Source organism: Vibrio cyclitrophicus, from assembly GCA_023206055.1.
GTDB lineage: Bacteria > Pseudomonadota > Gammaproteobacteria > Enterobacterales > Vibrionaceae > Vibrio > Vibrio cyclitrophicus_A.
Map to the genome: position 1 here is coordinate 262287 of CP065367.1, position 12426 is coordinate 274712.

Annotated in this window: 12 protein-coding genes and 1 riboswitch; of the genes, 9 read left to right on the forward strand and 3 right to left on the reverse strand. The window is 41.6% G+C overall.

What is annotated here, in order from left to right; translation table 11 throughout:
• Window positions 1-3 precede the first annotated feature (3 nt).
• Window positions 4-1029 carry a diguanylate cyclase gene (locus tag ITG09_17060; GenBank protein ID UPR54663.1) on the forward strand — a complete coding sequence of 342 codons (1026 nt, stop codon included), beginning with the start codon at window positions 4-6 and terminating at the stop codon, window positions 1027-1029.
• Between the two features lie 261 nt (window positions 1030-1290).
• Here the strand turns inward: ITG09_17060 and ITG09_17065 are convergent, their stop codons facing one another.
• Window positions 1291-3690, reverse strand: coding sequence for a GGDEF domain-containing protein (locus ITG09_17065; protein ID UPR54664.1), 2400 nt, complete (start codon window positions 3688-3690; stop codon window positions 1291-1293).
• A 3-nt stretch (window positions 3691-3693) separates the two neighbouring features.
• Window positions 3694-4725 (reverse strand): extracellular solute-binding protein, encoded by a 1032-nt coding sequence (locus ITG09_17070; protein ID UPR54665.1) that lies wholly within the window; start codon window positions 4723-4725, stop codon window positions 3694-3696.
• Between the two features lie 573 nt (window positions 4726-5298).
• Here ITG09_17070 and ITG09_17075 point away from each other — a divergent pair.
• From ITG09_17075 to ITG09_17095, 5 genes are all read left to right on the forward strand, one after another.
• Window positions 5299-6099 (forward strand): PhzF family phenazine biosynthesis protein, encoded by an 801-nt coding sequence (locus tag ITG09_17075; GenBank protein ID UPR54666.1) that lies wholly within the window; start codon window positions 5299-5301, stop codon window positions 6097-6099.
• Window positions 6100-6205: 106 nt separating this feature from the next.
• Window positions 6206-6709 (forward strand): YgjV family protein, encoded by a 504-nt coding sequence (locus ITG09_17080; GenBank protein UPR54667.1) that lies wholly within the window; start codon window positions 6206-6208, stop codon window positions 6707-6709.
• Between the two features lie 66 nt (window positions 6710-6775).
• Window positions 6776-7090, forward strand: coding sequence for a cupin domain-containing protein (locus ITG09_17085; protein UPR54668.1), 315 nt, complete (start codon window positions 6776-6778; stop codon window positions 7088-7090).
• A gap of 122 nt (window positions 7091-7212) precedes the next feature.
• Window positions 7213-7680, forward strand: coding sequence for a GNAT family N-acetyltransferase (locus ITG09_17090; protein UPR54669.1), 468 nt, complete (start codon window positions 7213-7215; stop codon window positions 7678-7680).
• 491 nt (window positions 7681-8171) lie between these two features.
• Complete coding sequence (locus ITG09_17095; protein ID UPR54670.1) at window positions 8172-8468, forward strand: hypothetical protein; 297 nt, start codon at window positions 8172-8174, stop codon at window positions 8466-8468.
• 130 nt (window positions 8469-8598) lie between these two features.
• Here ITG09_17095 and ITG09_17100 read toward each other — a convergent pair whose 3' ends face one another.
• Complete coding sequence (locus ITG09_17100; GenBank protein ID UPR54671.1) at window positions 8599-9096, reverse strand: fasciclin domain-containing protein; 498 nt, start codon at window positions 9094-9096, stop codon at window positions 8599-8601.
• Between the two features lie 203 nt (window positions 9097-9299).
• On the opposite strand from ITG09_17100, the gene ITG09_17105 reads away from it, so the two are divergent.
• The 3 genes from ITG09_17105 (at window position 9300) to ITG09_17115 (ending at window position 12242) form a co-directional block, all read left to right on the forward strand.
• Window positions 9300-10292: a DUF2860 domain-containing protein gene (locus ITG09_17105; protein ID UPR54672.1), complete on the forward strand. Its 993-nt coding sequence runs from the start codon at window positions 9300-9302 to the stop codon at window positions 10290-10292.
• Between the two features lie 164 nt (window positions 10293-10456).
• Window positions 10457-10963 (forward strand): GNAT family N-acetyltransferase, encoded by a 507-nt coding sequence (locus ITG09_17110; protein UPR54673.1) that lies wholly within the window; start codon window positions 10457-10459, stop codon window positions 10961-10963.
• A 64-nt stretch (window positions 10964-11027) separates the two neighbouring features.
• Window positions 11028-11127, forward strand: a riboswitch (purine riboswitch).
• An 89-nt stretch (window positions 11128-11216) separates the two neighbouring features.
• Entirely contained in the window at window positions 11217-12242 is a 1026-nt protein-coding gene (locus ITG09_17115; GenBank protein UPR54674.1) for an adenosine deaminase, read from the forward strand.
• Window positions 12243-12426 lie beyond the last annotated feature (184 nt).

Genomic DNA, 12426 nt, shown 5'->3' on the forward strand with positions numbered 1-12426 from the left:
ATTATGAAGAAGCTGTTGTCTATGGCTGTAATCAAAGTCGTTGTTTTGTCTTTAGCCGTGGTTGTTCTATCCGTCAATATCTACAGTGTTACTCGAATTAATGACATCAATAAGAGCTTTTCTAACCGTCAAAATGAGGCCACATGGTTCGTTTTTCAACTCGTCAAAGAGTATGCGAATTTTTTGATGGTCAGCCATGCAAAAACGATTGATTATGATGAATTATGGTTGGCTTATGACATTACTTGGAGTCGCTTTGATATTCTGATCAACAGTACTGAATCGTCCAATTTTATCCGGTCAGCAAACTTTAAGCCTTACTTTACCGCAGAGTTTGAAAAGTTTAAGTCGCTAGAATCGTCAATTAAATTGGTCAGTACAGGGCAATTACCTAAAGAATCGCTGCAGAAGAAAGTCGATATTTGCTACACCACGTTGGTCGAGTTCATTAACGAAAAGTTTCGGTTACAAAGCCCAGTTATTGAAGAAAATACCTCAATGGTAGGAAAATTTGTTGTTGTTCACCAAATCAGCAGCGCCTTCCTTGTCTTGGTTTTGTTGATGATAGGCATCATTTTCTATCTCGATTTTTCCATTAAACGAAAACTTCATTACACCGACTTCATTACAGGCTTTCGAAATCGGGTATCGTTAATGAAATTTGTTAAGAACAGCTACCCAACAAATAATAATTTCGACCTCTATTTTGTGCGAATCAGAAACCTCAGTGAGATAAACCAAAAGTACGGACTTGAATATGGAGACTTGGTGGTGAGTTCTGCTGCTAGGTCTCTGACGTCGAAGGTCCCTGAAAGCACTATCTCGTTTCGTAGTAGTGGCAGCCAGTTTCTATTCTTCATTCCTGAACATTTGTACACAAGTGATGAGATACAGGAAAAATTCAATGACGTACTCAAGGATTATATCTCGGCGGGAAATCTAGAATTGATGATTGACGCTGTAGTTAGACACAAAAAGAACATCAGTTCTAAAGATATGATGGAGCTATTAACGACGATGCAGAGCTAATCCCCGCATTAGCGACAAGTTAGATCGTTAGGCTTTAATTGTTTTACGTTCGCTATTCTCCCGATCCGTTATCATGATTTTGTTACTGCACTATATGCCATGCCATTCAATATTTACCCAACGCAGAGTCCCAACGCTTATTAAGGCAGTGTTGGGGCTTTGAGCGTTTTAGCAGGGTTAAAGGTTGGGAGAGGCTATTGTCTATCATGGAAGGTTGCTGACTTATGATTATTAATTATCAGTTAGTGCAACGGTTCGGTCTCAAGCACTCGATCTGGTAACAGATTTCGGATTTAAAATCGCTTGAGGGTTATGGTTTCGAACAAAGTCGATGAATTCCAGATAAGTGAGTGGCTGACTGAATAAGTAGCCTTGTATTAGATCACAGTTGGCTTTTCTGAGGTAATGATACTGTTCTATAGATTCAACACCTTCTCCGACAACTAACGTGTCACAGGAGTGGCCTAAGTTAACCATTGATTCGACCATCTTACGGCCGGCTTTGTCGTCTACCATGTTATCGATAAAGCTTTTATCAATTTTGAGCTCATCTACAGGGTAGTGGAGAAGCTGATTAAACGCAGTGTAGCCCGTACCAAAGTCATCGAGGGAAACCTTTAAACCTAAGCTTCTGAGGCTTTCTATAGTCTGCACTGTAAGCTTGGTGCTTTTCACGTAACTGGTCTCGGTAATCTCTATAATAATATTACCAGGAGGTACTTGATAACGTTCGAGTACTTTACGGATGTTGTCGGCAAAATTACGGTTGTAGAGCTCCATCGCCGAGATATTAATCGACAGAGTGCCCTCGTATTTGTGAAGCTCTGAAAGCTCTTTATAGCTTCTGATAGCGGTGTTAATGACCCACATATCGAGCCTAGCAATAAGGTTACTTCTTTCAGCCACTGGGATGAATTCTTCTGGTCCTGCATCGATATCAAATAAGGCTGGGCAACGAATCAGGCACTCTGCACCATCTATCTGAAGTGTCTTGGCGTTAAAAATAGGCATAAAGCGAAGTTCAAAGTTGTCACTTTCGCAGCACTCTAAGAGTCTTTTCTCTACAACGTCATGGCGTTCCAAGGTATGTAACAACTCTTCGCCATAAACAATGCGACTTTCGCCATCACTATGGGACTTCGCATTCACCAACATTTCATCGATGCATCGGTGCCAAATATCTTCGAACTTGGGTGTGTCGAGCGGCAAAACGCCCGTTGCGAGTGATAATCGAAACCCATAGTAATCAAGGAATGTGGTCCCTGTCAGCGTATTGTTGATGTTCTCAATTTCTTCGTTTATCAGTTGATGCTTATCTGTCTCTAAAATCGCGATAAACTGGTTTCCTCCCAGTCTTGCTAAAGAGTAATCACTGCAACTAAAGCCCAAAGATGATTGCTGGTTGAGTAGCGTTTCTTTCAGTGCTTTAGCTAAGCTTATCAGTACATTATCACCAACTTTTGCGCCATAAAGATCGTTGATTTTACGAAAGTCGATGATGTCCCAGCAAACCACATAGCAATGTGGGTTCATTGAGCTTTTTAGTCGTACATCGAGGTGTCTGATGAAAGAGCGTCGGTTGGCTAACTTAGTGAGTTGATCAAACTCAGCTTCGAATTTTAATTCCGTCAACGAGTCAATGTACGCGTTCTTTAAGCCATCAATTTCACTTTGCCCAGACGACCGCTTGAAATAACGAAGCTTTAACCCACCGATAGATATCTCGTGCAATAAGCCTTTGAGGGGTCGCACAAGTTGGTAGCGCACCACTAAATGCACGATCAACATGATCGTAAAGAGAGTGCCAAAGCCACCTAACAAGGTTTGTTTAGCGATGATGGCTTTCTCATGGTTGAATTTTTGTTCTCGAATATTCACTTGCGCGATGAGGTGTCGGCTGGTCATCTGCACATTGATATTGTCTTGGGTTTGCTCAATTGATTTGATAACGAACTGGGTATTTTCGACGTTGGCAGCGTCTGATGATGGTTCGATTAAGAACTGAATATTGTCATCGTCATTGTATTTGATTAATAAGCTAGAGAGTTGTATCAGAGGTCCGTCAGCAATCAATATGTAGCGATTTAAACTGTTGCTAGCACGCTTGTCTTGAGGGAGTAGGTAAGGATCAATTGCAGCAACATAAGCGTACCTAAGCTCACCACTGACTGAGATATAAGAAAAACCTTCGTTTGATAGTTCGTTCTTATTTATCAATGAAGTATATATGTCGAAGATTTTTTCATAAATATTATCGGGAATTTTTAACCCTTCGAAAGGGTCGGCTCTTAATGTAGACAGTGTTAATTTAAACTTGGGATCTATGATGTAGATATTACGTTGTCCAAATTGGCTAACGTGGTTCTGGTTTATTACGCGCAGTACTCGTTTTTCAAGGAGAGACAGGGTGGTGTAATCACTAGGGTTTTGAATGTAGCGAAGAAACTGTAACGACGACCCGATATCTTTAACTAACAAAGACAAACCGAGTTGTTCATACTCAGCAGCAACTAACGCAGTGTTAACGTCAAATTGTACTTTGTCGAGGTACATGTGTTTCGCATGGTTTGATGCGAAATTATAGGTGACCATTGCCGCTATCGTAAAGACAAATAGCAGTGTGGGTATGAGTACGAAATACAGCTTTTTCAATACTGGCATCAATTATCTCAGACTGTCGACAATACGGTTACGAATTTGAATGCTATTAGGTTCTAATTGTTTATATAGGTAGCTGCGATTTAATATCTCTTTACTAGGAAAAAGTTCAGGGTCATTTTGATACTCTTGAGATGTCAACTCTTTTGCTTTTGTACTAGGGGTTGCAAACCATGAATCCATCGCGTTTTGAGCGGCGATATTGGGTTGAGATAAGAATGTCATTATTGTGGTGGCTTGTGAAGATAACGCTCCGTTGTTAATTGCTGCGATACACTCTAGCCACAAAGTTGTTCCTTCTTGAGGCACGACATATGCCCAAGATGAACCAGGCTCGGCATCATTGAGTGCATAGCTATCGCCTGAATAACCGTAGGCGAGGTCAATGTTTGAGAGGCGTTCAGGCTGGTGAATATAATCGATAACGTATTCGTTGCTTTCAAGATGCGGCTTCTGTGTTTGTAGGGTTTTATACGCAACGCGCAGTTCTTGTTCGTTGTTCGTGAACGGATCAAATTGATGTGCCAACAGTGCAGTACTCACTAAATCTGTTGCTTCGTAATACATACTTATTTTGCCACTGGCTTTTGTGTCGGGATCAAGAATGGCATTCCAAGATTCGGGAGTAGTAACTTTATCGCTTCGATACAAGATACCTGATGTCCCCCAAGCATAAGGGATACCGTAATCTCCACATCCATCAACCCATCTAGAATCAAAGTTTCCTGCAATGGATTGTTGCAAGTCTTGGAGGTTGTGGAATAGATTTTGTTCGGCCAACGCTTTAAGTTTTACACTTTCTACAATAACTAGTTCAAAAGCGCCTCGACGTTCGCTCAATAAAACTTCATCTCTTATTGACTCATCAGAGAAGTACTGTTGTTTCAGCGAAATATCGTAAGTATCGCGTAACTGAGTAATGACGCTCTCAGATAAAAATTCATCCCAATTGTAGAGGTAAATTTCATGGGTTTGGCCAAGTGCAGAGCCAGTTAAAAAGGATGATGATGCAACAATTGAAACATAGAATGTTTTCACTGACGGATTCCTTTCGTACTGTGATTAATTAAATCGTAGCTCAAAATCTGCGACACAATTTAAATTTAGGCACTTAATTTAACTTCAACTTCATGCATTTCATGCAAATACCAACTTACCACTTCTAAATGAAACCGAAACTTTACCGGGTGAGGCAAAGATGATTCCTTCGTAATGTATTCAACATGAGTGCATATTCCTGTTTGTCAGTGAATGGGTTGTTTAAATTAATATTCATCATAACATGCGTATTTACAAGTTATTATGCAATTATTGAGCATTAAATGTTGGTGGTGAGGTTGCTTGTTTTTTGAGAACTGATCGCATTAATTGTCGTCCTTCCTTTGTTTGAACACTGCGATTCACTCTTGCTCCTCAATGTTCTTCTCACTCTGGAAGTTCTTCTATAAAGCTTTGTTTGTTATTTTTTGTAACTCAATAAGTGTAGATAAAGTTGTTGCTAAAGACTTGTAGCACCAAGTATTTGTGCTTATTGTGGTCAGCAACATCTAGGTTATGTCCCAACACGGCATGATTGCCGATGAGGGAAACGTTGTGCATTTAGGAGTCATTGTGGATTTAGAAATATATCAAGTAGATTCGTTTACAACTCAAGCATTTAAAGGGAACCCTGCTGGGGTCTGTATCTCTCAAGAGCCATTGAATGAGTCGTTAATGTTTTCAATCGCTGAAGAGATGGCGGTATCCGAAACGGCTTTTCTTGCGCTCAACACCATGACACTTAAATGGTTCACTCCCGAAGTCGAAGTGAGGCTGTGTGGGCATGGCACACTGGCAACTGTTCATGTAATGAAAGAACAAGGATTGCTTGAGACAGGTGATAAGGTCGTGTTTAACACTTTATCTGGGGAGTTATCTGCCACAGTTTGTGAATTGTCTATTGAGCTTGATTTTCCTAGCACCAAACTGTCATTAGATTCTGAACCCAATCTCGCGCTGCTTGAACACCTAGGCATAGAGCTGTGCCAAGTTGTTTCATTGAGAGAGTTTGACTCTAAGCAGTTAATCGAAGTGACTGACGAACACGTGTTGTTGGCGCTGGCACCCAACTTTGATGCCTTGAAGGGTATGAAGGGGCGAGGTGTTGTTGTGACGGCCCTGTCGTCGAACCCGGAGCTCGACTTTGTTTCTCGTTACTTTGCTCCTTGGGTGGGTGTTAATGAGGATCCGGTTACTGGCTCGGCGCATTGTGCACTCACGCAGCATTGGACAGAGAAGTTAAACAAACGCAGTTTCAGTGCCTATCAGGCATCACGCCGTGGCGGGTACATGTCGACCGAATTATTGGATAATGGGCGCATAAAGCTTATTGGTTCTGCTACGACTGTGATCAGTGGTGTGTTAAAGGTTTAAAGCGTTATTGGCTGTAGCCGTTTAATTCAATCATCAAGTGCGTTCGTTCGATTATTGATGATTGAATTAAACGGCTAGGGCGTAAGTTATTATTGAAGGAATCACTGTGTCAGCGTTTTATCTATCTCAAGTCTTAGTCGCCATTGCGATTTGCTTTGATCTTCTGTCATTCCAGTTCAAGGAAAGGAAGAAAATCGTCACGTGTTTGTTCTTTGCGGGCGTGTTAATTTCAAGTCACTTTATTTTATTAGAGCAATGGACGGCGGCAAGCTTAATGACGATTGCCACGATTCGTTATTTGACGAGTGTTTTTTCTACTTCTTCGAAGTTTAAGTATTTGTTCTGTTCGATGTCTGTCGTTGCGACAGCAGTGACGTACTCCGGGCTGACTAGCATACTGAGTTGCTTTGCTTCTGTGTTTCAAACCTTTGCTGCGTTTAATAAAGATGACCGTCGATTAAGAGAGCTAATGATCATCGGAACCAGCTTTTGGTTGGTCCATAACTATCTGGTTGGCTCTCCAACGGCGGTGGTGATGGAAGCGTTGTTTATTTGCAGTAACTTGGTCGGCTATTACCGCTTCTACTTCAAAAAGAATGCGATAGCTTAGAGTTTGAGCCTGTTGTAACGCAATAAACCCACCGTATGACAATGATTCAAGAATTAGGAGAGCTTGATGCCAAACATTTACGATGATATTCCTTCGTCACTACCCAATGAGATATTCAATGACCTGATTGCCAACGACAGTGTTCGAATCGAAAGAATACTATCGCATGGGCACAATTCACCAGAAGAGGGTTGGTATGACCAAGATGAGAATGAATGGATAATGGTGATTGAAGGTCAAGGTGTCATCGAGTTTGAAGATGGACGTGTTGTTACCTTGTCTAAAGGGGATTACATCAACATTGCTGCGCGTGAGAAGCACAAGGTGATTGGCACAGACAAAGACATGGTGACGATCTGGCTCGCTGTGTTTTATCGTTGATATCTTGCTCTAGAGCTGAGGCTATTGAGTTTGGATTATAGAGGCTCTTTGGGTTAAAGAGCCTGCTGATTCAGCGATTAATTTGCACCTCTGAGAGGACTTAAGACAAAAAGGAGTATGTCGTGGTTAGAATTCGAAACTATCAAGCGAGTGATGACAAAGCACTATGGGAGATCTTCTTTTATACCGTACGTAATGTTAATGTTCGAGATTATTCTCAACAGCAAGTAGAAGCTTGGGCACCCAGTAGCTTTGAATTTGCGTTATGGCAAAAGCGTATGAATGGGTTGCAACCCTTTGTTGCTGAACTCGATGGTCGCGTTGTTGGCTATACTGACCTGCAACCCAATGGCTTGATTGATCACTTTTTCTGTCATCACGAATATCAAGGTAAAGGCGTAGGAAGAGCTTTGATGGAGCATGTATTTTCAGTCGGCAGAGTTCGCGGTGTTTCTCGATACTTCTCAGAAGTGAGTATTACCGCCAGACCTTTCTATGAACATCTTGGCTTCAAGGTTGTGAACGAGCAAGAAGTCGAGATGCGAGGCGTAAAATTGACGAACTATGTGATGGAGAAGGTGATCCAATAGCCTGAGTTAACCATCAATAGTGTCGGCGGCTTCGAGTTATGTGCATCTTTATTGGTCTAATCTAAACTAGTAAGACTACATGGAGTGTGGCTCATGAATATTGTACTTAGTAATAAGATCCTCGTCTTAATTTCCTGTCTCTCATTGGCAGCAGGGGTATTGGCCTTGAAGTTTGGCTTCGAAGGGTTATTCCCGATCTTTGTCGTCGTTATTTCTTTATTTTCTGTCGTTATCAATCTGTATTTACTGTGTATCAGTCGAGAAGACAAAGATGTCTCCGATTCCTACCAATAAACGAATACAGCTCATACCGAAGCATTAATCAAAGATTTTGAAAAACCTAAGAAATAACCGACATGAATGACCGCGTTTTATTTTTCATAATTCTCAAATTTGCGACATTTGTTGGTGGCTTTTTTACCATGTTCTTAAGAACTTTTTCCAGGTTGCATATAGTATGCAGGCTGACTTAGTTTAATTAAGGAATCCAAGTGGGAATAGAAGCTTTGGCGTTTGTAATGGACGCTTTAATCACGGCATGTTGTATGTATATTGCCTCGAAAATGTCGTTCGTCGTGGCAGATTTTAAATCTCTTCTTACTATTGCCGTTATCGTAGCTTTAGTGTCATTGATTCCAACAGTGGGGTGGGTGTTAGGGCTGATACTGTTTGTATTTCTACTCGGGAAGGCAACGCATTCAAGTATTGGTGACTGTATTTGGGTGGTGGTGTTTACCAAGGTCGTGTCGATGGCGGCATTTCTGATATTTGGACGCTTGTTTGTCTAGTTGTGCACGTAAAAGAAAGTCCGCCTTCTTTGATGACGAAACTCAGTTGGCTCTAATAAACGAAAAGGGTGTGAAATATTCACACCCTTTAAAGAATTTTTGAAGGCTTATAACTAACTTTAGCTATTGGTTATTTTGTTAGCAGTACCGCATCAATCACGTGGATGACACCATTGCTTGCTTCAACGTCTGGCATCACGACTTTGGCTTTGTTGATCATCACACTGTCATGATCAATCCCTACCATTACAGCTTCACCTTGGACTGTGACTGCACTGTTCAGTTTCATTACTTCAGCCGCCATAATTTTCCCGGGGACAACATGATAAGTCAGTACTGCGACTAACTTGTCTTTATTCTCTGGTTTCAACAGCATATCGACCGTTCCTTCGGGTAGTGCAGCGAACGCTTCATCTGTTGGCGCAAACACAGTGAACGGGCCATCACCTTTCAATGTATCTACTAAGCCTGCTGCTTTTACCGCCGCAACTAGGGTGGTGAACGAGCCGTTTTCAGTGGCCACATCAACGATGTCTTTCTTCATACCGTGATGGTTAGCGTTAGCAAAAGCCGTGAAAAGAAGGGTTGCAACCAGTACTGACAGAGTTTTGCTTAAATGATTAAACATATTGTAGTCCTTTGAGTTTGTCTGTGATTTCCGAGATGTATTACGAAAGCTCAAAAGCGATAGATCAACTTATTGCAGTCTTAAGTCGCTTACTTCGACAACCAAAGTTATCGAAAGAATAAACTCGCATAGTTAAATACTTGTTATAATTCCATTTTAATACTTATAGTTAGTGGGTGATTATTCAAATAACGGATGTGAATATGAGGTTTGTTTTACCAGTTGTGTTTTCGGCATTTGCTTCAATGCCTGCTTATAGTGGCCTTGCTCCAAGTGAAGGTTTCAGCGGTAACTTCAGTGTTTTGGCCGGTTTCTATTCAGACAGCAGTAACCTGAGTACCGAGCAAGATTCGAATCAAGCAACCAATACCATGGAAGGAGACAGCGAAAACCAAGGCTTACTTGGCTTTCTCGGAACCGTTCAATACACTTTTGGTGAATCTTTGACTCACCAAGTTTATGCCGGTACTACCCGAGAGGATATCGCGACAGGTACTATTGCGTTTGAGATTGGTTACCGACATCAACTTTTTGGTGGCACCATATTGGATTTTTCTGTTCTTCCTACGTTCATCTCTGGAAAGGCTTGGTCTGATCCCTATGCGGTCGGTGTTAATAGAAACGAAACCGATGTAAAAGGTAATGTTGGGCGATTGCAAATGACTAACATAGGAGGCACTGGCTTTCGAACGGATTTCGCAATTGGTGAATCTGACGTTGATGATGAGCTGTCAGGGACACAAAGTTCGTTGGGGTTAACTGCTGAAGAAATAGCACTACTTGATAGGGAGAGAACCTACATTTATGCCAAAGCAGGGTACCCTTTCATCTTACCTAACAAAGCTGGCGTGTTCGTTCCGTCTATGGTGTATTTCCATTCAGATTCGAAAGGTGGAGCGCTCAGCTTTAATAGCTATGGGGTTGAATTGAATTACGCCAAGAGAATTGGCCGACACGGTTTTGTTGCCACGCTAGATGCGAATGATCGTCAGTACGACCAAGCTCACCCAATTTATGGGAAAACGCGTGAAGAGAACGAATACGGCGCCTTTCTAGCTTACGAGTTTAGTGGTTTGATGGGCTATAAAGATTGGTCGTTTATATCTTTACTGGGTTTAAGAAGCATTGACTCCAATATCGATTTCTATAACTCTGAGCAAGTATTAGCGAGTGTGGGTGTGGATTATAAATTCTGATATTCACACTATGTAAAAATACCCATCAAAGTACAAGTTTAAGCTTAGCCTTTCTATTTCTGTAATTATTTCGGGCACTTACACCTTCAAAGGTTGTAGGTGCTCGTTGCTATCCGTAATATGAAAAATAGTTTACATCTAGGATCAGATAATAAGGAAGCGCTTTGGAAATACAAATTAGACATCTTGAACTCACAGACAACCAAGATATTTTTGATATTTATCGACACTCGTCAGTATTAGAGAATACTTCACAAAAGCCTTTTCTTAGCTCTGATCAAGTGGACCGACTGTTTGGTCACTCAGACCATTTCACTTTAGTTGCGGAGGTTTCTGGCAAGGTCGTCGGGCACATTACTTTATTCATGACCACGAAGGTGAGAGATAGACATTGCGCTGGACTTGCGATAGCGATTAATCCGGATATGCATGGTAAAGGGGTCGGTAAGGCATTAATGCAAGAAGCGATCAATCAAGCAGATAACTGGCTAAACCTTGTACGCCTTGAGCTAGAGGTTCATGCCGATAATCACGGTGCGATTGCATTGTATAAAAGCGTAGGTTTTGAACTAGAAGGCACCAAAAGGCTGAGCACGTTCAAAAACGGGAAATACATCGATATGTTGCTTATGTCGAGAATACGACCGGATTATCGATTGATATCGAGCTAAACAGATGCCTGCTTTAGAAATCGGTTAATGAGTAATTGATTAGTGAAATTAACACTGAACTGTGTATAGTAGCAACCGTTTGCTTCGTATAACCCCAATGATATGGTTTGGGGGTCTCTACCAGCTCCCGCAAAGTGCTGATTACGAAGGGTTTAGATCACAATTGTGTTCTTACTCTTTGTAATGGCGTTCAATAAAATCCCTGTCTATTATCCAGAGTAAGTGCACACCTAAAATCCATAGTAGGTGAAATATGAACGCATTTATTCAAGGGCTTCCAAAAGTAGAGTTGCATTTACACATTGAAGGTTCGCTCGAACCTGAGTTACTTTTCCAACTTGCTCAACGCAATGGCATTGATCTGCCTTATTCATCCCCAGAACAGCTAAGACGCGCATATGAATTTGATGATTTGCAATCATTTCTGGATATCTATTATCAAGGTGCGGATGCACTGCGCACTGAACAAGATTTCTATGATTTAACTTGGGCGTACTTAGATCGCTGTAAAGCCGATAATGTCATTCACACCGAAATCTTCTTTGATCCTCAAACGCATACTGATCGGGGTATTTCCTTCGACACAGTCATTAACGGCATTCATCGTGCGCTTGAACAGGGGCAAAAAGAGCTGGGTATTACCTCTCAAGTTATCGCTTGTTTCTTGCGCCACCTGCCTGAAGAGAGCGCGATTCAAACGTTTGCCGATGTGCTCGAGCATCAAAATAAAATCATTGGTGTTGGACTCGATTCTTCAGAGCTAGGACACCCACCAGAGAAGTTTAAACGCGTATTCCAACAAGCCAAACAGGCGGGCTTTTTGACTGTGGCTCATGCAGGGGAAGAAGGACCAGCTCAAAACATCGTCGATGCGATTGAGATGCTCAATGTGAGTCGTGTCGATCATGGTGTGCAGTGCATGGCAGATGACACTTTGATTGCCGAATTGATTGAGACGAAAATGCCGCTGACCGTGTGTCCATTGTCTAACATTAAATTGCGTGTATTCGATGTGATGGAAGACCACAACATTGTCGAATTGTTGAGAAAGGGCGTGGCTGTAACGATCAATTCAGACGACCCTGCTTATTTCGGTGGTTACATGTCAGATAACTTTAATGCTGTTAGCCAAGCTCATGAGATGACGCACCAAGAGTTGGCGCAGTTTAGTTTGAATGCGATAGATGCGAGCTTTATTGAAGCGCCATTAAAGCAGCAATATCGTGAGCTCGTTCAAGACTACCTTTCTAAAGCTGATTTTGAGTCGCCTGTCGTTTAGATTTCGGCGGCCCAAACTCTGAAGCATAGTGCCTTATAACGACTGACATATGTTGGTCGTCTTTTTATATTGGGTTTACGCAATTCTTAGTCTAAGAAATAACCTAACTTACTAAGAGATATGATTTTATTTTGCTAAAAACACTCGTTCTATCTGTAATGAACTATCTTTATAAGGAGTGTAA